Source organism: Acinetobacter sp. CFCC 10889 (genome assembly GCF_003268395.1).
Lineage (GTDB): Bacteria > Pseudomonadota > Gammaproteobacteria > Pseudomonadales > Moraxellaceae > Acinetobacter.
Genome location: NZ_LQXQ01000045.1, coordinates 14079 through 31977, shown reverse-complemented (window position 1 = coordinate 31977; position 17899 = coordinate 14079). Strand labels below are relative to the sequence as shown.

22 protein-coding genes are annotated in these 17899 nt (G+C 37.8%); 10 read left to right on the top strand and 12 right to left on the bottom strand.

Annotated features, from left to right (window positions below):
- Positions 1-132 precede the first annotated feature (132 nt).
- The 3 genes from AVJ19_RS15465 to guaD all read right to left on the bottom strand — a co-directional run bounded on the left by AVJ19_RS15465 (position 133) and on the right by guaD (position 2651).
- Complete coding sequence (locus AVJ19_RS15465; RefSeq protein ID WP_111860548.1) at positions 133-384, bottom strand: GlsB/YeaQ/YmgE family stress response membrane protein; 252 nt, start codon at positions 382-384, stop codon at positions 133-135.
- Positions 385-572: 188 nt separating this feature from the next.
- On the bottom strand, positions 573-1100 hold the full coding sequence (hpt, locus tag AVJ19_RS15460; protein WP_111860547.1) for a hypoxanthine phosphoribosyltransferase: 528 nt from the start codon (positions 1098-1100) through the stop codon (positions 573-575).
- Between the two features lie 234 nt (positions 1101-1334).
- The gene (gene guaD, locus AVJ19_RS15455) at positions 1335-2651 is read right to left on the bottom strand and encodes a guanine deaminase (protein WP_111860546.1); all 1317 of its coding nucleotides are present in this window, start codon (positions 2649-2651) and stop codon (positions 1335-1337) included.
- Between the two features lie 179 nt (positions 2652-2830).
- On the opposite strand from guaD, the gene AVJ19_RS15450 reads away from it, so the two are divergent.
- Together AVJ19_RS15450 and AVJ19_RS15445 are read left to right on the top strand one after the other, a co-directional pair.
- A complete protein-coding gene (locus AVJ19_RS15450; protein ID WP_111860545.1) occupies positions 2831-3304 on the top strand; it encodes a hypothetical protein in 474 nt (157 codons plus the stop codon).
- An 84-nt stretch (positions 3305-3388) separates the two neighbouring features.
- Positions 3389-3778 (top strand): tautomerase family protein, encoded by a 390-nt coding sequence (locus tag AVJ19_RS15445; protein ID WP_111860544.1) that lies wholly within the window; start codon positions 3389-3391, stop codon positions 3776-3778.
- A gap of 132 nt (positions 3779-3910) precedes the next feature.
- Here the strand turns inward: AVJ19_RS15445 and AVJ19_RS15440 are convergent, their stop codons facing one another.
- Both AVJ19_RS15440 and AVJ19_RS15435 read right to left on the bottom strand, forming a co-directional pair.
- Complete coding sequence (locus tag AVJ19_RS15440) at positions 3911-4375, bottom strand: GFA family protein (RefSeq protein WP_111860543.1); 465 nt, start codon at positions 4373-4375, stop codon at positions 3911-3913.
- A 14-nt stretch (positions 4376-4389) separates the two neighbouring features.
- A complete protein-coding gene (locus AVJ19_RS15435) occupies positions 4390-5856 on the bottom strand; it encodes a carotenoid oxygenase family protein (protein WP_111860542.1) in 1467 nt (488 codons plus the stop codon).
- Positions 5857-5951: 95 nt separating this feature from the next.
- Between AVJ19_RS15435 and AVJ19_RS15430 the strand changes: the two genes are divergently transcribed.
- Positions 5952-6563 (top strand): TetR/AcrR family transcriptional regulator, encoded by a 612-nt coding sequence (locus tag AVJ19_RS15430; RefSeq protein WP_228203379.1) that lies wholly within the window; start codon positions 5952-5954, stop codon positions 6561-6563.
- A 36-nt stretch (positions 6564-6599) separates the two neighbouring features.
- Here the strand turns inward: AVJ19_RS15430 and AVJ19_RS15425 are convergent, their stop codons facing one another.
- Entirely contained in the window at positions 6600-7772 is a 1173-nt protein-coding gene (locus AVJ19_RS15425; protein ID WP_111860540.1) for a glutathionylspermidine synthase family protein, read from the bottom strand.
- Between the two features lie 56 nt (positions 7773-7828).
- The gene (locus AVJ19_RS15420; protein WP_228203380.1) at positions 7829-8170 is read right to left on the bottom strand and encodes a hypothetical protein; all 342 of its coding nucleotides are present in this window, start codon (positions 8168-8170) and stop codon (positions 7829-7831) included.
- A 168-nt stretch (positions 8171-8338) separates the two neighbouring features.
- Between AVJ19_RS15420 and AVJ19_RS15415 the strand changes: the two genes are divergently transcribed.
- Positions 8339-8938, top strand: coding sequence for a nucleotidyltransferase family protein (locus AVJ19_RS15415; RefSeq protein ID WP_111860538.1), 600 nt, complete (start codon positions 8339-8341; stop codon positions 8936-8938).
- A 59-nt stretch (positions 8939-8997) separates the two neighbouring features.
- Here AVJ19_RS15415 and AVJ19_RS15410 read toward each other — a convergent pair whose 3' ends face one another.
- Both AVJ19_RS15410 and AVJ19_RS15405 read right to left on the bottom strand, forming a co-directional pair.
- On the bottom strand, positions 8998-9963 hold the full coding sequence (locus AVJ19_RS15410; RefSeq protein ID WP_111860537.1) for a TerC family protein: 966 nt from the start codon (positions 9961-9963) through the stop codon (positions 8998-9000).
- Positions 9964-10316: 353 nt separating this feature from the next.
- Positions 10317-11525 (bottom strand): sugar transporter, encoded by a 1209-nt coding sequence (locus AVJ19_RS15405; RefSeq protein ID WP_111860536.1) that lies wholly within the window; start codon positions 11523-11525, stop codon positions 10317-10319.
- A 201-nt stretch (positions 11526-11726) separates the two neighbouring features.
- Here AVJ19_RS15405 and AVJ19_RS15400 point away from each other — a divergent pair, with 201 nt between their 5' ends.
- The 3 genes from AVJ19_RS15400 (at position 11727) to AVJ19_RS15390 (ending at position 13398) form a co-directional block, all read left to right on the top strand.
- Positions 11727-12659: an AEC family transporter gene (locus AVJ19_RS15400; protein ID WP_111860535.1), complete on the top strand. Its 933-nt coding sequence runs from the start codon at positions 11727-11729 to the stop codon at positions 12657-12659.
- An 85-nt stretch (positions 12660-12744) separates the two neighbouring features.
- Positions 12745-13032, top strand: a complete 288-nt coding sequence (locus AVJ19_RS15395) for a GNAT family N-acetyltransferase (RefSeq protein ID WP_111860534.1) — start codon at positions 12745-12747, stop codon at positions 13030-13032.
- 81 nt (positions 13033-13113) lie between these two features.
- Positions 13114-13398: a GNAT family N-acetyltransferase gene (locus AVJ19_RS15390; protein WP_111860533.1), complete on the top strand. Its 285-nt coding sequence runs from the start codon at positions 13114-13116 to the stop codon at positions 13396-13398.
- Between the two features lie 27 nt (positions 13399-13425).
- Here the strand turns inward: AVJ19_RS15390 and AVJ19_RS15385 are convergent, their stop codons facing one another.
- Positions 13426-13743: a hypothetical protein gene (locus tag AVJ19_RS15385; RefSeq protein WP_111860532.1), complete on the bottom strand. Its 318-nt coding sequence runs from the start codon at positions 13741-13743 to the stop codon at positions 13426-13428.
- Positions 13744-13914: 171 nt separating this feature from the next.
- Between AVJ19_RS15385 and AVJ19_RS15380 the strand changes: the two genes are divergently transcribed.
- Positions 13915-14406 carry a BLUF domain-containing protein gene (locus tag AVJ19_RS15380; protein WP_228203378.1) on the top strand — a complete coding sequence of 164 codons (492 nt, stop codon included), beginning with the start codon at positions 13915-13917 and terminating at the stop codon, positions 14404-14406.
- A 96-nt stretch (positions 14407-14502) separates the two neighbouring features.
- Here the strand turns inward: AVJ19_RS15380 and mpl are convergent, their stop codons facing one another.
- Together mpl and AVJ19_RS15370 are read right to left on the bottom strand one after the other, a co-directional pair.
- Entirely contained in the window at positions 14503-15870 is a 1368-nt protein-coding gene (mpl, locus tag AVJ19_RS15375) for a UDP-N-acetylmuramate:L-alanyl-gamma-D-glutamyl-meso-diaminopimelate ligase (protein WP_111860531.1), read from the bottom strand.
- A gap of 133 nt (positions 15871-16003) precedes the next feature.
- Positions 16004-16744: a hypothetical protein gene (locus AVJ19_RS15370; protein WP_111860530.1), complete on the bottom strand. Its 741-nt coding sequence runs from the start codon at positions 16742-16744 to the stop codon at positions 16004-16006.
- 73 nt (positions 16745-16817) lie between these two features.
- Between AVJ19_RS15370 and AVJ19_RS15365 the strand changes: the two genes are divergently transcribed.
- The gene (locus AVJ19_RS15365; RefSeq protein WP_111860529.1) at positions 16818-17165 is read left to right on the top strand and encodes a DMT family protein; all 348 of its coding nucleotides are present in this window, start codon (positions 16818-16820) and stop codon (positions 17163-17165) included.
- A 182-nt stretch (positions 17166-17347) separates the two neighbouring features.
- Positions 17348-17860 (top strand): 5-(carboxyamino)imidazole ribonucleotide mutase, encoded by a 513-nt coding sequence (purE, locus tag AVJ19_RS15360; protein ID WP_068974186.1) that lies wholly within the window; start codon positions 17348-17350, stop codon positions 17858-17860.
- Positions 17861-17899: the final 39 nt, after the last annotated feature.

The following is a 17899-nucleotide window of genomic DNA, read 5'->3' as shown; positions in this document are numbered from 1 at the left end:
TCATTTTAGTTACAAGAAGTTCCCCTCTTTTTCAAAGAGGGGTTAGGGGAGATTTTAGGAATTTTTCAAATAATTCTGCTTAACTGACTGGCATTATCTCGATTGAGATGCTTTTGTATTTTAAAGTGTGAATCAGCTTTTTTTGGTGATCATGTTGTAGATAAACAACACAATAATTGCACCGATTACAGAGGCAATAAAACCTGCTGATGCCCCATTTTTGTATAAGCCAAGAAGTTGCCCCCCATAGGTTGCCACCAAGGAACCGATGATTCCAAGTGCAGTCGTGACGATAAAGCCTGCTTTATCATTCCCTGGATGAATGGCACGTGCAATCAGACCTGCAAAAAAACCGATAATGATCGCACCGATTAATCCCATCATAATCTCTCTCCCTTTCTATATCTTATTTGCAATACAGGATGTGAAGCTTATTGTTATTTTTGAATATTTTAATGACAAATAAAAGAATATTTATACTTTAAGTTGTTGCATTTTTGTTCTGAATGGGTGGGAATAAAATATAAAAAAGCGACCGAAGCCGCTTAATGTAGACATGTGTTTGTACAGTCTTACAAACCAATTTCACCGATAAATGGAATGTGACGATACTTTTGATCGTAGTCCAAGCCATAACCCACGATAAATTTATCTTCTACTTCAAAACCTAAAAATTTAACATCAAGTTCAATTTCACGGCGTGACGGTTTGCTGACCAAAGTACATAGTTCAATTGAGTTTGGTTGGCGTGTTTCCAAGATTTCCAAGACTTTGCTCAATGTGTTGCCTGAGTCGATAATGTCTTCAATAATCAACACATCTTTGCCACGAATTTCACCATCCAAATCTTTTAAGATTTTTACATCACGGCTTGATGTCGTGCCACCGCCATAACTTGAAACTGTCATGAAGTCGAGTTCATGCCCTTTTGAAATCGCACGGCATAAGTCAGCCATGAAAATCACTGAGCCTCGTAATAAACCGATGAGCACCAATTCTTTGTCGCTATGGGCATAATGCGCATCAATTTTTTTTCCAAGTTCTTGAACTTTTGCATGAATTTCTTCAGCAGAAATCATTACTCTCATTTCAACAGTCATGGGAAATACCTAAAACATCAAATTCACAAATTAAAAAAGGTGTTGACCAGCAACACCCTAAAAGATGATTCAATTTTAAAACATATCAGACCAAGATGCATCTTTTTTGACAGTGGAAATGTAAATGCCTACAAAAATTAATGTGCATCTTTCTTTAACAGTAAGGCACAAACCACAAAAACTGTACCGATGAGAATCAGTTTTTTCTTGGATGTTTTTGGTTTTTGTTCTTGCTTAGGCTTGCTCATAAGCTTTCTTTCCATAGACATAGGTCGCTTGAATATTACGGTCATCGCCCATCGTGAATAAGGCAAATATCGCATCTTCAATATTCTTGGCACGATCTTGGCGAAGCTGCTGTAACGCCGTCGCTTTTAGATTCAGCACCACAAAATCAGCTTCTTTACCGACATTGAAATTGCCCAATTGATGATCCAAATCCAAAGCTTTTGCACCGCCTAAAGTCGCATGATAGAGCGATTCAAAGGCAGAAAGTTTATCTCCTTGCAGTTGTTGTACTTTGTAGGCTTCATTTAAGGTCTGTAAATGGCAGAATGAAGTACCTGCACCAATGTCCGTGCCTAATCCGACTTTAACTTGCTTTTCCCATGTTTTTTTCAATGGAAATAAACCGCTGCCAAGAAACAGATTTGAAGTTGGGCAGAAAGCTATCGCTGAATCTGTGGCATGCATACAGTCCCATTCGTGTTCTTCTAAGTGTACGCAATGTGCAAAAACGGACTTCTGCCCTGTTAAACCATAATGATGATAGACATCCAAATAACCATTTTGCTCAGGGAATAATTCTTTGACCCATGCGATTTCATTTTTATTTTCACTTAAATGGGTATGCACATAGACATCGGGAAATTCAGCTTTGAGCTTTCCTGCGCTTTCAAGCTGTTCAGGCGTTGAGGTAGGTGCAAAACGTGGAGTAATCGCGTACAGATTACGCCCTTTGCCATGCCATTTTTCAATCAAGGCTTTAGAGTCGGTATAAGCACTTTCTGCTGTGTCTGTCAGTGCCTCAGGTGCATGACGATCCATCATGACTTTACCTGCGATTAAGCGCATTTGATGGCGTTCAGCTGCTTCAAATAAAGCATCAACGGATTGAGGATGAACAGTACAGAAGACAAGTGCTGTGGTTGTCCCATTTTTCAATAACTCATTGACAAAGAAATGTGCAATTTGGTCGGCATAATCTTTGTCTTGAAATTGGATTTCAGTTGGGAATGTATAAGTATTGAGCCATTCTAAAAGTTGCTCACCGTATGCACCCACCATTTCAGTTTGTGGAAAATGGATATGCGTGTCGATAAAACCGGGCACAATCAATTGATTTGGATAATGTTCCACGTGGAGATCATTGGGCAGAGCTGCCTGCCCATCTGTCCAAGTACCAAACCAAACAATTTTTCCATCATTGATGAGTAATAAGCCATCTTCTACATATCGCACTTGGTCGTGAATTTCACGCGCTTGGGCAACCGTATTCTGAATATCGAGGAAGCGACCGCGAATCGCCGTCGTTGCAATGATAGAAGACATTTTGAACCTGCGTTTTGAATTTTTTCGATTGATTGTAGCCCATTTAGTTACATGCTTCAGTAATTTGTGTTTTGATCTGAGCTTGGAGCTGTGATGAAAGTCTTGGTTTTAGTGCTTTATCTTTGTGAAAAGAATGCGTAAAGTGTGCACAAATGAAGCAATAAGAGATAAAAATATTTATGTATTTTTGGAATACCAAAGCCTTAGCGCATGAACTTTCTGAAGACACTTTAGAGAAACGTCATTATAAAAATTATTATTTGATCGCAGCTTTAGTGGTCAGTGCTGTGTATTACTATGGTATGTTTTCCCCGTACTATGATGTACGTGTGATCGGTGTTGAAGCGGTTTTAACTTTGATCATTATGTTCATCGGGATTCAGCGGACTTATGTTGCCAATGGCGGTGACAATGGTGTGCATTTTATGAATCGGGTCACGGCGCTGTCTTTCCCTATTTTGCTGCAAACCACTGTAGCAGGTATTGTTTTTGGCTTGGTTTTGTTGGGAATTTATCAGGTTTTTCAGCTTGAAAATACTGCTTTTGATCTGTGGTATGAATGGTGTGTTTCTGCATTTACTATTTTTTTACAGATTTTATTTTTTACCCGTCTGAATAAATATATGAAGCGTGTTGCAGATCATACGATTTGATTTGTTCGCTGAATAAATGCTTGAAAACCGATATTTTGATGTCGGTTTTTTTGAAGAAACTTATTTGAATATAGAGAAAAAAGAATGTCTCAAATAAAAATTTATGCTTTACGTGAAACTATAGAATTACACCGAGATCATTTAAGTAAAGCAATTCATCAGGCTTTAGTTACGGCATTAAAATATCCTGAAGAAAAAAAGTTTCAACGTTTTATTGCATTAGAGCCTCAAAATTTTATTTATCCTACAGATCGTTCAGATGCTTATATCATTATTGAAATTTCAATGTTTGAGGGAAGAACAAAAGAGGCGAAGAAAGCATTAATTAAAAAATTATTTGAAAATATCAATGATTTATGTGGTATTGGTTCAAATGATGTTGAAATTACTATATTTGAAACACCGAAAGAAAATTGGGGAATTCGAGGAAAAAATGCGGATGAATTACAATTAAATTATAAAGTAAATGTTTGAGTAAAGCCTAATTTTTTAGAAGATGATGTGCAGTTATAGATGTACAGCTAAAATTATACACGCTGTATTTTTATTGTCTCCTGATCATGATGCCAAACTTGAACTCACAAATTTGACATCATTATTCAAATATTAAAAATAGCTTTTTACTATTTTCTGAGACAAAAACAATTGACTCGCTACATAGCCATTGATTTTCGGCAGACCATCATACATTTCTTCAACATGGCGATGATAAAACACATGTCCTACAGGTTCAGGCAGTTGTGTTGAATCTGCTAAATTCATCGCAGGAACAAATGCAAATCGTGTAAATGGCGCAACCCACATCACACCAAACACAGGTTTTGCACAGGACTTACAAATGCCACGATTGACCGCAGGCGGCGCACGAAATTTTTTAAATTCAACCGATTCTGTGGTTTGCAATTTGACTGCTTTTTCAGGGAAAATCACAACATCGGCAAAAGGCTTTTGGTAAAGGTCTTGGCAAATACGACAGTGGCAAATAAATCGAATCAGTGGCGTACCATCGACACTAAAAGAGGATTGCCCACATGTACAACAACCCTGTTGAATGATTGGTGTATTTTCCATATTTTTTTATTCTCCTACTTTACATCTAAGTCCGCTTGATTCACCCAATTGGAATGAAAACCTAAAGGAATATGTGTCGGCAGTTCAATGATCGCCACAGGTTCTTGGGTAATATCTTTGGCATCCAAAATCACCACTTTACTGTTTTTGCAGTCGATTGAATGTACATAAGAGATTAACCAACCTTCATCTTCACCATGAGTATCAGGATTTGGAATAAAAATCACTTCACCTGTCACATAACCCTCACCATAAAAATGTTGTGTGGTTTCATTCGATTCTAAATCATGTTTCAACAAATAATTCGCTTGAATATCGGTTGGATTGCCCGGTATACCTTCTTCGCCTAAAGTAATCGTATAAGCATAACGATAGGGTTTACCTGCCAAACGCTCATCAAAACGAGGGAATTCCTGAGGTGTTGCAGAAATGACTGTACGCTTAATTTCACCTGTTGCATATTGCAAATGCCAACGTTCAAAACGTACCACCTGACCATCCGATGGACCTTGAATGGTATTTTTAAAGGTTTCATCATGCACCGCAGCATCTAAAATCACATCACCATTTTCCAAATCATAAGCATTACAACTATGGAAAATAAAACATGGATCGACTTTGAACCAACGAATGTCTTTGGCGTTGCCATTTTTAGGTAATAAACCAATTCTTGCTTGATGTTTTTCATTCCATTGATAAGGGAAATCAGCACCACGCATGATATTGGAAATTGAGAATGTAATCGGTAAATCGAATATCACCATTTTACTTGCGGTCATATTACAGTCATGCATCATTGGACCATGCTGTACAGGAATACTGACACGGTTTTTCAGTTTTCCATCTTGATCAATCACGTGATAATGAATTTGATTCATCACCAAAGCATCGTAGCAAATCGCATGTAATTCACCTGTTTCATGGTCTTTGTGTGGATGTGCTGAAAATGCAAATTTTTCGTCATCATTAAATAAACGATAACGCACACTGTTCAGCTCGGCATCCATTTCCACAGGAAGTGGTCCTGCTTCTACAATGGTCCAGATTTTTCCTGCATGTCCAATAATATTGGTATTGGTAATATCTGCCACACCACGAGGATTGCCTTCGATACGAGGACGTTTTAATTTGTCATGAACTTGATGTGTGCCGACATAGCGACTTTTACACCATAAGGCTTGTCCATCTTTGAGGCGTAGTCCATGCACCATACCATCGCCAATAAACCAATTATAAAGTGTAGGATTTTTCACTTCTAATGGGTTCGGTCCCATGCGTAAAAAGAGACCATCAAGCTGTTTTGGAATCGTGCCAATGACGTTGAAATCGTGATGAACGGATTCAGTGACAGGTGCAAAAGGACCTTTGAGAAAGGGGTTATCATCCACATAGGGGATGCGCTTTTTTGCAAGTTCGGCAAAGAAATTCAGTGTTCCCATAGCCAAGCGATTATTGGCTAAGTTATTCATGAAACTTGACATAATTCTGCATCCTTTTTGAGTTTTTATTGCTTGTTTCGTATAATTTGTGCAATGTGTACAGTAGTCACATTTAATTTATAATATTAATGTTTACGGTGTCAACATTGAATAAAAAAATCCACGATTCGGTCACGACGTATCATCATGGCAATCTGCGTGAAACTTTATTGACGCAGGGCTTGATTTTATTGGAGTCTTCGCAGGGCACTGAGTTCAGTATGCGTGAATTGACCCGAATTATTGGCGTGTCGGCAAATTCCGTTTATCGGCATTTTGCCAATAAAGAGGAATTATTAATTGCCATGGCAATTCATGGCTTTGAACAATTATTAACGCTTCAAGGTCAGGCGATTCAAAACTCGGAGGACAGCAGGCAAGGTTTTATTTTGTCAGGTAAACAATATATTGCTTTTGCCATGCAGTATCCTGCACTGTTTCGTTTAATGTACGGGCGTTTTACTGTCAGCCAAGCCGATGAAAACCTAAAAGCCATGGCAAATTTGGCTTATACAGGAATGTTATATGCGATTGCCAATACTTTAAATGTGTCTGTAGATGACGCCAAAGCCAAAGTGCTTGCAGTTAAATCATGGAGCGTGGTGCATGGTTTAAGCCATTTATTGGTGGATGGTCAGTTTGATGATCTGTCTGATCTTGACCGTGAAAATATGATTGATCAGGTTTTGGAGACGTTAAAAACTGAGTAATGTGCGAAGTTATGTCTGCAATAAGACATAACACACTTATTCCACAAAATAATGCGCTGCAAAATGTGCATCATTGCCAATGATGTCAAACTCATCTTCACGAATCGACATACCTGCGCAAGTGTGCCCAACCATCCATAAACCAAGCGTTGGTAATTTGCCATCAAATAATGGCGTATCTACCCATTTCTGTGCGATGTAGCCATATTTATCATAATCATCAAAATAGAAACTGCCTGAAGCCGCACCTTGGTCGATATTGTCTTGCAGCACACGAATATTCGCACCTTCACGAGCCAAAATTGGCTTTTTCACCCATTTTCCTTGCAACTGCAGATCAGCTTTAAAGGCATGCGATTCGAGCAATAAAGGATGATTTGGAAATGTCTTCCAAAGCTCAACCAACAGTGCTTTATTGGACAATAACATTTTCCAACAAGGCTCTACCCAATGCTGTTGTTGTAAATTTTCAGGCTTTAAATACTGTGAAAAATTTTCTTCCCAAATCCATTCCCAAGGATAAAGTTTGAACAAGTTTTGAATATTTTGATCATTTAAATCGACAAAGTTTTGTCCATCCCAACCGATATTTTCCATGGATAGCTCAGAAACCTTATGCCCTGCTTGGAACGCCGTATCCATCAAATATTCGAGATTGCCCCAATCCTCACGCCCTGCTTCCTGACATGCGGCAAAATGGATATGTGAGCCACGGGGAAAAATGGTTTTCCAACGCTTAATCAGGTCTTCATGAATGCTGTTGAACTGATCACGATGTGGAATATTTTCAACCTGTTCGATCCAATGCCACTGTGCTACCGAGGCTTCAAGTAAACCTGTTGGGGTGTCGGCATTGTATTCGAGCATCTTGATTTGGTGACCATCATAGGCAAAGTCAAAACGTCCGTACAACATCGGTGCATTATTGCGCCATGAATGTTCGATGAGTGGAATGGCTGCCTGTGGAATCTGAAAATAATCAGGATAATTACCCTGCTGAATCATCTCTCCTGCCACTTGCATACACATTTGATGCAGTTCATTGGAGGCATCTTCAAGTTGTTCGATTTGCTTTAGGCTAAATTCATACGCCACCCCTTCAGACCAATAAATCGAGCCATCCGCAGAAGGTAAATTATAATAATCAAAACCAATATTTTCGTGTTCTTGTTGCCAATTTGGACGGGCTTGGAACAATTTTCTTTTCATAATGTCGTCAATAATTTTTTAAATGGATATTTATATCAAATTGAGCAGTCTAAGCATTAGCCACCAAATGATCCGCCACTGCGTCCAAAGCCACCACGGACAGGTGATGATTTGCTATTTGATTTGGCGACTTGGGAAATATGAGGTTGCCCTATACTACGATTGGTTAAGGGTTCTATTTTACGCCCTGAAAAATTCACTTTACGGTTGCCTTGATAATATTGCGGACCAATATAACGTGCACCGCCATAATAGCCACCGCTAGATGAACTCGTCGTTTGTTCTTCTTCACACAGTTCAGTATTCCAATCCGATGTACAATCATATTGGCTATTATAAACATCTTGAACAAGCGGTTTATCATTACTGCTACATGCTGTAATTAAAAGTGGCACAATGACTAAACTGATTTTTTTGAACGCATGGTCTGCCTTGCATTTTCAGTATTTTTATCTATTTGCTTTCTAACAGAATAAAAATTAAAACAAATTTTATGTGCTGTATAATATGAGGATGTGTTGAAATTGTACAGAGACTATTTTTTGCAAAATGCATGTTAAAAATGTATGAAAACCCTACAACACTTTGATTCTGCTCAACAGAATTTTCGAAAAGCACTCACCGAAATAATTTTTCGTGAACAGGCACTACAGCAAAGACTGATGTATTTAAGAGAAATTGCACCAAATGTTTACCTCAGTGCGGGAGTGCTTCGCAACCTTGTTTGGTCTATTCTGCATGAACAAAGCGATGATGTTGTACATAGCGAGATCGATGTGATTTTCTTTGATCCGCATGAAAATAGTCCATACATCAGCCATGAAATCGAAAGAAAATTAATACAAAAATTTCCTGAAAATACGTGGGATGTGGTTAATCAAGCCTATGTCCATACATGGTATACATTGGAAAATGGGCAGCCGATTTTACCCTATTCTTCATTGTATGACGCTTTGGCAACTTGGCCTGAAACAGCAACTGCGATAGCAGTCAGATTATTGGATAATAATGAATTGGAAATTATTACACCCTTTGGTTTGAAAGATTTATTTGAACTCAAACTGCGTTGGAATGACCGTTTGGTCAGTCATGATGTATTTATGCAACGTGTCAGGTCTAAACGGTTTTTACAGCGGTGGTCACAGCTTCAACTGATAGATGAGTGAAACTTTTATATTTACAATAAAAAGCCCTCCATTCGGAAGGCTCAGTATTTTTAATCAACTTATAAGGTTGTTTCGTTATATTTTTTACTGTGACGAATTGACAGGATTGCTGTAATCGCCAATACAATCACGATGAAACCCAATGAGATCCAAATTGGCATGTGGAACACATCGAGCAACAACATTTTTGTACCAATAAACATTAAAATCAGACCCAAACCATACGGTAGATAATGCATTTTCGATGCAGCACCTGACAGTAAGAAGAACATTGCACGTAAGCCTAAGATCGCCATTAAGTTTGCTGTGAGTACAATAAATGGGTCGGTAGTGACAGCAAAAATTGCAGGGATTGAATCGACCGCAAAGATCACATCAGACGCTTCCACCAAGATCAATACAAGGAATAATGGGGTTGCCCACAGTACACCATTTTGACGAACAAAGAACTTGCCACCTTCGAGTTGTGGCGTGATTCGCATGTGTTTACGTAGCCATTTTAAAATCGCCATGTCTTCGATATTACTGTCTTCATCGTCTTGACCTTTCAACAATTTAAAGCCTGTATAGAGAAGGAATGCACCGAAGAGATAGAGAATCCAAGAGAACTCTTGAACGAACCATGCACCAATAAAGATAAAAATGGTTCTTAGCACGATCGCACCAAGTACGCCGTAGAGTAACAATTTACGTTGCAATGCAGGTGAAATACTGAATGCTGCGAAGATCATCATCCACACGAAAACGTTGTCAATTGCGAGGGATTTTTCCAGTAAATAACCTGCAAAATACTCCATGGTTTTTGCATTGGCGATGGTCACGCCTGCAGTTTGTTGTAGATAAAGCCATAAACCACCACCAAAAAGTGTTGCAACAGTAACCCATGCAATACTCCAGTAGGCTGCGGTTTTGACTTTGACTTCTTGTCCTTCTTTTTGTTTAAAACCAAGAAAGTCGATGAGTAACATGATACTGACGATGGCAAAGAACGCCAGATATAGCCATGGATTGCCGATTGATTCCATAAAAACTCCATTTCTGGCAATCAATCAGGCATAAAAAAAGACCATGACCAGTTGCCAGATGATAAAAACATCTGCGTCAACATGATCAAAGTCTTGCCTACATTATCTTAGAGAGATAATGCTCAGATACCGGCTTTTTTATCTATAGTTAAATCTAATCAATAAAAATGCGTAATGACGATATTCTGACATTTTATCTCTATGTAAATTTTTGAATCACATAGAGATAATTTGGAGAGGCTACTCCCCTTGTTCAATGAATTTGGAATAAGTATCAATAATGAATACTTAATGTGATAAATATCGCATGATTTTTAAGCGAACGCAATTTTTTTTTGCAAGTATTGTTAAAATTATTTCTTCAGCAAAAAATCTTTACGTATCACAAGAACACAGGCGAGTGCCGTTCCAAGCAGTGCCAATACCCCACCAACCAAGCCAATTTGATTCAAGCCATAATGCGTTGTGACTAAGCCACCGAGTAAAGCACCACCACCGATGCCAACATTATAAAGTCCAGAATAGATTGCCATTGCAACATCTGTGGCATCTGAAGCTAAATTTAGTGTTTTGGCTTGTTGTGCAAGGCTAAAACAAATGATTGCCATTCCCCAAAATAAACTGACAATGCTAAAGCTTACAAAATCGGTTGAAAGTGGAATGAGTAATAACATTGAAATAGCCAATACAGCGCTACTCAAAGGAATCGGCAGTTTTGGATATTTTTGGGCAAATTTTCCAAATAAATAAGAACCTAGAAAGCCCGCAGCACCATAGATCAGTAATAAAGTTGTCGTCTGTGATGAGCTGAAATGGGCGATATTGAGTGCAAAAGGTTCAATATAGCTGTATGCCGTAAATTGGGCAGTAATCACAATAATTGTCAACGCAAACACGATCAGTAAAGCAGGACGTTTGAAGAAGACTTTTAAACTACTCAATGAACCTGAATTGACACTAGGTAGTTTGGGTAAAGTTTTTGCCAAAATGATGCAGACAATAGCAGCACCAATCGCAATTAATGCAAAAGTATTACGCCACCCATACGCTTCACCGATCATACGCCCAAATGGAATGCCTAAGACCATTGCCAATGCTGTACCTGTAGCGAGTAAGCCCAAAGCTTGTAATTCTTTGCCTTTCGGTGCAACCCGCACTGCCAATGATGCAGTAATTGACCAAAATAATGCATGGGCGAATGCGATGCCAATACGACTCAGCAACAGCACATTAAAACTCCATGAGAAGTAAGATAAAACATGACTCACGACAAAAACAGAAAACAGTGCGATCAGTAAAAAGCGCCGTTCAATATTTTTGGTTAACAGCATAATGGGCAATGACATGGGAGCAACCACCCATGCATAAATAGTAATCATGATGCCAACATCAGTGGCAGGCATGGCAAAGCTTTTACCAATATCACTGAGTAAGGCAACAGGCACAAATTCAGTGGTATTAAAAATAAATGCAGCAAAAGCAAGGCTAATCACACTGATCCATTGCTGAGTTTCATTAGGTGAGGATACTAATTTTGAGTTTTGGGGAGTAAAGGCTGACATTGTCAATCATTTAAAGAATTTGTGCCAAATTTTAGGCTGATTTGGCACACTTGTTAAGTTAAATAAAGTCGAAAAATTTATAGCAAGATCGTCATGATTTGATATTTATCGTATTTTTTGTGGCATTCAAAGCAAATTTTATGGCTAAATAAGCAAAAATATACGTGAAAAATCAACAGGTGCGAAGGAGTTGCCCGACAGATGCTAGACATATTTTCCATTGTTTTACCGATTTTTTTGATCATTCTATTGGGATATTTTTGTCGAACTTCTGGAAAATTGTCCGAACATGCTGCGGCAGAATTAAATAAAGCTGTGGTGTGGGTCTTTTTACCTGCATTGCTTTTTAAGATTTGTGCTACTTCGCATATTTCTGAAATCTGGAATACAGGTTTTGTGATTTCCTATGTGATGGGTTGTATTGTGGTTTTTGCAGCCATATTATTTTGGAGAATTTGGCAAAAGCACAGTTTAGTTACTGCCAGTATTGATGGTTTAAGTGCTGCTTATGCCAATACAGGCTATGTTGGGATTCCTTTATGTGTACTGATTTTTGGTGAATTTGGTTTAAAACCTGCCATGATTGCGACATTGATCGTAGTGGTGGTTGTATTTGCTGTTTCCGTCACTTTGATCGAGTTTACATTACAACAAAAAGGTCATGTGTTTGCGACACTTCGACATGTTATTTTGGCTTTGCTTAAAAATCCAATCGTGATTGCCCCAATTTTAGGTTTTATGTGGGCAGCTACGGGGTATCAGATCGCAACTCCATGGTTACATCTACTTGATATGCTTGCTGTGGCAACATCACCATGTGCTTTGATTTCATTGGGATTATTTTTAGCGCAAAAGCAGATTAGTGTACAAACTCGTTCATTTATTCCTTTGGTTTTTGCTAAACTTATCATTCAACCATTGATTACTGCATTTTTTGCGATCGTGATTTTTAAACTTCCGACAGCATGGGCAAATAGCGCTATTATTTTGAGTGCCTTACCAACAGGGACGGGACCGTATATGTTGGCAGAGCTCTATAAAACTGATGCTAAAACGATTTCCCAGAGTATTTTATGGTCAACGATTTTGTCAGTATTTACGTTGAGTGCTTTGTTGATGATTTTCAATTTATAAAAAAAACTTAACAGAAAATATCTAAAAAATATTGAATATTTATGGCATGTTGAAAAATAATAATTGTTTTAACGAGTATAGAAAAATGTTAGAAATCAAACATAAAGATGATGGTAAAAAAGGTGAGTTTTATATTGGTCAAGATGGTCATCATTTGGCTGAAATGGCATATACATGGGCAGGTGAAGATAAATTGATTATTGATCATACCTCAGTTGAAGATGAGCTACGTGGTGAGGGCGTTGGGCGTAAATTGTTAAATAATTTAGTTGAATTTGCACGTGAAAAAAACATTGCTGTAATACCACTTTGCCCTTTTGCAAAATCAGTGTTTGATAAAGATTCCTCAATTCGCGATGTTTTATTTTCATAATGGTGTGTATTTTTAGTCGAATTTTCTTTTTGCATAGACTTTGTTAAATTAAATGTCATAACACATTCATGAGATAACAATATGCAATTTCAACATATTGATAACACAGATAAAGGTGAATTCTTTTTAGAGAATGAACAAGGTCAACGTATTGCTGAGATCAGCTATGTATGGCGTGATGCACATAAAATTGTTGCTGATCATACATGGGTAGATGATTCTCTACGGGGACAAGGCGTGGCACGTCAGTTATTGGATACTTTGGTGGATTTTGCACGTGAAAAGCAGCTTAAAATTATACCAACATGTTCTTATGTTGATGTGATGTTTAGGCGTGAAAAAAGCTTTGCTGATGTGATGTTATAAAATAAATTGTATGTAGAAATATGAGCATCAATGTGGATGAAGCTCATATTTGGTTTTGATTGGATGATGAATGTTGAATTGAAAAATAGTCAAAGCTAAACCATAACAACTGAGGAATACAGCAAACATAAGATGACCATGTAAAGCAATAAACAATGCAGAAAGGCAAATAGTGAGCATCAGTTTAAAGATCCACGAGTCAAGTAGGTAATGACTACATACACCTAAAATAAATGACATGATGGCAATATTGATAAACTCATTTAGCCCAAGTTTATGTAAGAAAAGTACAAGACCAATGTAAAAAATTTGCAGTATGACGAGTAATAATAAATTTTTAATCATTTTTGTTCTCGAATAAAAAAAGCCCCTAACCATCGAGTCAGTTAAGGGCAAAACCTGTTCATTTGAGACATTATTGCTGATTTTTCAGGGAAAAGTGAGTCATCAGAACAGATAGATTTTGTGAGAAAAGAATTACAAATGATTAAAAATTATTCAATAATGAGATAAGCCATGATAAAAGCAGAACTTCCGATGATCCGATTATGCTATGCCAGCATTCGAGTAGAAAATGACAATGATTTACTACTTGATTTAAGTGATATTTTAGCCACAGCGCGGGAATTCAATGCACAGCAAGGCATTGTTGGGGTGCTGTATTATGCAGAAGGTACATTTTTTCAATGTCTTGAAGGGGAAAGCGAGAAAGTTATCGCATTATTTGAGTCTATTCAAAAAGATGGTCGGCATACAGATATATATCAGTTTGAAACGGTCGAGATTAATGAATTGCATTTCAGGCAATGGTCAATGAAATATGTAAATTCTAATACTAAAATTTCTAATTTTTTTAAAAAAAATGGTTTACATCGTTTTTTACCACATCAATTATCAGGTGAACAAATTGATGGTTTTCTCAAAATTTTATTACAGACTGCAAATGTGGAAAAGCCTACAAAAAGCAATGTAGGATACCAAAATCGAGGCTATCAAAATTATTTTTAATCTCTTTGAAATAAGATCACAAAATCGTGCTTATATCCTTAGTATCGAAAAACCCGCTTTCGCGGGTTTCTTGGCATTAAAATAATTTCGTACAACTTATTTGGCTTTTAATGCTGCAAGCAATTTTTGATGTAAGCCACCAAAACCACCATTTGACATGATCACGACTGCATCGCCCTCGCCTGCTTCAGCAACCACAGTTTGGATGATGTCATCCAAAGTACGTGCAATCACCGCTTTATTTGGTGCAGCATCAATCACAGGCTGCAAATCCCAATCTAAGCCTTCAGGTTGATACCAGATCACTTCATCGGCTAAACGTGCAGAATGAGCCAGACCATCTTTGTGTGAGCCCATACGCATGGTGTTTGAACGTGGCTCAATGATTGCCCAAAGTTTACGTTCACCTAAACGCTTGCGCGCACCTTCAAGTGTGGTATCAATTGCCGTTGGGTGATGGGCAAAGTCATCATAGACTTCGATGCCCTTAACCGTATCCAAAAGTTCCATACGGCGTTTTACACCGCCAAAATTCGACAATGCTTCACATGCAGTTTCAATCGACACACCGACATGTTCAGCAGCAGCAATAGTCGCTAAAGCATTGGCAACGCTGTGTTGCCCTGTCATCGTCCATTTAACGATACCTTTTACAACGCCGTGTTGAAGTACTTTGAAATGTGAGCCATCGCTCGATAGTTGTTCTGCATAAACTTCAGCTGTGTCATTGGCATCTAACGATGTACGAACTACAGGCGTCCAACAGCCCATTTCCAATACTTCATCAATATTGGTTTCAGTGATTGGTGCGATGATGCGACCTTCACTTGGAATGGTACGAACTAAATGATGGAATTGTTTTTGAATCGCTGTTAAGTCATCGAAAATATCAGCGTGATCAAATTCTAAATTATTTAAAATCGCTGTTTTAGGATGGTAATGTACGAACTTAGAACGTTTATCAAAGAACGCTGAATCGTATTCGTCTGCTTCTACACAGAAGTATTTACCACCACCTAAACGAGCGCTTTCGCTGAAACCTAAAGGAACGCCACCGATTAAGAAACCTGGATTTAAACCCGCTTGATCGAGTACCCACGCCAGCATGGTTGTGGTTGTCGTTTTGCCGTGTGTGCCTGCGACGCCAAGTACGTGTTTGCCTTGTAAAACATGATCTGCAAGAAATTGTGGCCCTGAAATATACGGTAGACCTTCATTCAGCATATATTCTACGGCATCAATACCACGTTTCATGGCATTGCCCACGATCACAAGATCAGGATGTGGTTGCAAATGGCTACGGTCATAGCCTTGCATTAAAGTAATGCCTGCATTTTCCAATTGGGTCGACATCGGTGGATACACGTTTGCATCTGAACCTGTCACCTTATGCCCTAAATCACGCGCCAATAACGCCAAAGAACCCATAAAGGTGCCACAGATACCCAAGATATGCAGATGCATTCGTTCTCACTCCACTTCTTTTTGACACATCACTTTGTTGTTGTGGTGTTGTCGTGATTCATTTGATTTGAAAGCAACGATAGCAAGGGTTTAAGGGAAAAGATAGTTTTTCTTGTTGCCAATTTATATCTCTTTATTCAGGAGGATCATTCAAAAAATAGCCTACCGTTTTTGGTAACCATAAATGAATATTTGTACTCCATGGTGATAAGTTTTCAACATAACCAACATATCCAGTAAGTTTAATATCATCGATAAGCTTATTATAAGGATGGGCAAAGTTCAGAAAAAGTTGCGCAGTGTTGAAAAGTTTAAATATATCACCTTGAATAAGCATTATATTTCTATCTTTTTCCCAATCTAAATCTCGTGGATTGATTTCTTCTTTTCCTGAAGTTTGAATGAATTCCAGTTTTTGATTTTCTTCAAATAAATTATCTATAAAAGCATGAACTCGTTTATAAGAATAAATAATTTTTTTTATATTTATGCTGAAATAAGATAAATCTATGGGGCGGATAATTACTTGCCGTATCATTGAGTTAGGGTGAGTTAATTTAACTTTAAGTTCTTTTTGATTAAAGATGCTAACTAAAATGAGCATTGCTAAAATGATGTAGTTTTGGTGTGTCGTACTGAAATCCAAAGATTCAACCTTTCGCCAATCCTCTAGAAATACTGTTCTACTTTGTACAGCAAAATCATTAATCTCAAACAATGTTCTTTTTGTCTTAAAGTGCTTTTCTATAAAACAAATTTCTTTAGTTTCAGCATGAAATTCATCTTCTAAGCTTTCTACTAAAAAAGATAAAAAATCTTGTTTTTTTAAATGTTTCTTAGAAAAATCAAACTTAGGAATAATTTGATCAGTCATATATTAAGTCTATTGCTTTGAATTTTTATTGAGTCATATTAATCTATCATAAAAATAGTTATTCTGAACTGAAATGGCTTTATCTCTTCCGCTTTTTCTTCTTATTCTTGCTAATTGTTTTATGACACTTGCATGGTATGGGCATTTAAAATTTTTACCGCATGATGCGCCTTTGTGGCAAGCAATCCTGTTTAGTTGGATCATCGCATTGTTTGAATACAGTTTGATGATTCCTGCGACCAAAATGTTGGCACAACAAGGTTGGGCAGTTGGGCAAATGAAAATTACCCAAGAAGTGGTGACACTTTTGGTCTTTGTTCCTTTTATGATTTTCCTATTTAAACAACCGTTTAAGCTTGATTATATTTGGGCAGCATTATGTCTGTTTGGTTGTGTTTATTTTGTTTTTAGAAGTCAGTAGATGGAGTGCACCGTAATAAAGTCTTTATTCGCCTAAAAAATACTAAAAATATTGTCTTATCTATGTCTGTAAAATTTTATTGAGCTGAAAAATCAGTCTATAATAGCGGGCTTCTTGATATTCATTTAAACACTGATCATCAGTTTTTAAACTTCCTTACATTCGTTTACGGAATATATGCAATGAATGCGGCCGCTGTACAAGACGCTCCTTTAGTTGGAATTATTATGGGTTCTCAATCTGATTGGGCGACTCTCGAAAACACTGCCAATATGCTGAAACAGCTTGGTGTCCCTTTTGAAGCCGAAGTTGTTTCTGCGCATCGTACGCCAGACCGCTTATTTGAATATGCTGAAACTGCGCGTGAACGTGGTATTCAAGTGATTATTGCAGGTGCAGGTGGTGCGGCGCATTTACCTGGAATGTGTGCAGCAAAAACTGATCTTCCTGTATTGGGTGTTCCAGTTAAATCTTCTATTTTGAATGGCGTAGATTCATTGCTGTCTATCGTGCAAATGCCAGCAGGTATTGCAGTGGGTACATTGGCGATTGGCCCTGCGGGTGCAACCAATGCGGCAATTATGGCAGCACAAATTTTAGGTTTGACACGTCCAGAAATTGCAAAAAATGTTGCTGAATTCCGTGCTGCGCAAACTGATAAAGTGGCAAGCAAAAATATTCCGGGTCAAATTTAAGATTGACTGATTTTTTATTGAGTCAGTTTCATATTCAGT

Bases quoted from the DNA above. Each gene is read 5' to 3' on its own strand.
- AVJ19_RS15465 (WP_111860548.1), bottom strand. From the start codon at position 384: ATGATGGGATTAATCGGTGCGATCATTATCGGTTTTTTTGCAGGTCTG.
- hpt (WP_111860547.1), bottom strand. From the start codon at position 1,100: ATGACTGTTGAAATGAGAGTAATGATTTCTGCTGAAGAAATTCATGCA.
- guaD (WP_111860546.1), bottom strand. From the start codon at position 2,651: ATGTCTTCTATCATTGCAACGACGGCGATTCGCGGTCGCTTCCTCGAT.
- AVJ19_RS15450 (WP_111860545.1), top strand. From the start codon at position 2,831: ATGTATTTTTGGAATACCAAAGCCTTAGCGCATGAACTTTCTGAAGAC.
- AVJ19_RS15445 (WP_111860544.1), top strand. From the start codon at position 3,389: ATGTCTCAAATAAAAATTTATGCTTTACGTGAAACTATAGAATTACAC.
- AVJ19_RS15440 (WP_111860543.1), bottom strand. From the start codon at position 4,375: ATGGAAAATACACCAATCATTCAACAGGGTTGTTGTACATGTGGGCAA.
- AVJ19_RS15435 (WP_111860542.1), bottom strand. From the start codon at position 5,856: ATGTCAAGTTTCATGAATAACTTAGCCAATAATCGCTTGGCTATGGGA.
- AVJ19_RS15425 (WP_111860540.1), bottom strand. From the start codon at position 7,772: ATGAAAAGAAAATTGTTCCAAGCCCGTCCAAATTGGCAACAAGAACAC.
- AVJ19_RS15415 (WP_111860538.1), top strand. From the start codon at position 8,339: ATGAAAACCCTACAACACTTTGATTCTGCTCAACAGAATTTTCGAAAA.
- AVJ19_RS15410 (WP_111860537.1), bottom strand. From the start codon at position 9,963: ATGGAATCAATCGGCAATCCATGGCTATATCTGGCGTTCTTTGCCATC.
- AVJ19_RS15405 (WP_111860536.1), bottom strand. From the start codon at position 11,525: ATGTCAGCCTTTACTCCCCAAAACTCAAAATTAGTATCCTCACCTAAT.
- AVJ19_RS15400 (WP_111860535.1), top strand. From the start codon at position 11,727: ATGCTAGACATATTTTCCATTGTTTTACCGATTTTTTTGATCATTCTA.
- AVJ19_RS15395 (WP_111860534.1), top strand. From the start codon at position 12,745: ATGTTAGAAATCAAACATAAAGATGATGGTAAAAAAGGTGAGTTTTAT.
- AVJ19_RS15390 (WP_111860533.1), top strand. From the start codon at position 13,114: ATGCAATTTCAACATATTGATAACACAGATAAAGGTGAATTCTTTTTA.
- AVJ19_RS15385 (WP_111860532.1), bottom strand. From the start codon at position 13,743: ATGATTAAAAATTTATTATTACTCGTCATACTGCAAATTTTTTACATT.
- AVJ19_RS15380 (WP_228203378.1), top strand. From the start codon at position 13,915: ATGATAAAAGCAGAACTTCCGATGATCCGATTATGCTATGCCAGCATT.
- mpl (WP_111860531.1), bottom strand. From the start codon at position 15,870: ATGCATCTGCATATCTTGGGTATCTGTGGCACCTTTATGGGTTCTTTG.
- AVJ19_RS15370 (WP_111860530.1), bottom strand. From the start codon at position 16,744: ATGACTGATCAAATTATTCCTAAGTTTGATTTTTCTAAGAAACATTTA.
- AVJ19_RS15365 (WP_111860529.1), top strand. From the start codon at position 16,818: ATGGCTTTATCTCTTCCGCTTTTTCTTCTTATTCTTGCTAATTGTTTT.
- purE (WP_068974186.1), top strand. From the start codon at position 17,348: ATGAATGCGGCCGCTGTACAAGACGCTCCTTTAGTTGGAATTATTATG.